Annotated in this window: 1 protein-coding gene; it reads left to right on the forward strand. The window is 63.0% G+C overall.

Features of this window, described 5'->3' with window-relative positions; translation table 11 throughout:
* A partial coding sequence (locus tag NW837_RS15110) for a hypothetical protein (RefSeq protein WP_414332439.1) occupies positions 1–617 on the forward strand: 617 nt, incomplete at both ends.

Genomic DNA, 617 nt, shown 5'->3' on the forward strand with positions numbered 1-617 from the left:
GGGTGAAGGTGGGCAAGAGTTCGTTGCAGGTGCTGGGGATTCGGCTGGAGCAGCACGAGCAAGGGCTGAGCCGTGAAGGGCTAACCCAACTGGCGCAGCAGCCCTTGAAGGGACGGGAGGGGGAACGGGGCCGGCGCTGGTGTGTGGAGGTGGATGGCTGTCTGGTGGCGACCCAGGTGGAGGGCGGCATCGAGTGGCGGGAAGTCAAAAGTGCGGTAGTGTACCCGATGCGCTGCCCTAGCCAGCGGTACTACGTGAGTGCCCTAACCACCGCCACGGCGTTCGCCCCCCAGGTGCATGGCCTGCTCCGCCATGCGGGTCTTCGCCAATCCGACACCCTAATTGGCCTCAGTGATGGGGCGGCCTGGATCGCCGAACTCTTTGGCGAACTGGGGGTTCACCGACACATCTTGGATGTCTACCACGCCAGCACCTACCTCGACACCCTGATGACGGGACTCGGTTATTCCGACGCCCACCGCCAAGAACAGCGACAGGCTCTGCTTCGTGGAGAGATAAGTATCCAGCGCTGGCTCAACCTCAACCTGCGCGAACAGCCCATCAACCCAGAGGCCCACAAAGCCCTCCACTTCTTGCAAAAGCAGGCCCACCTCGAC

The organism is Synechococcus sp. R6-10 (assembly GCF_047461815.1).
Lineage (GTDB): Bacteria > Cyanobacteriota > Cyanobacteriia > Thermostichales > Thermostichaceae > Thermostichus.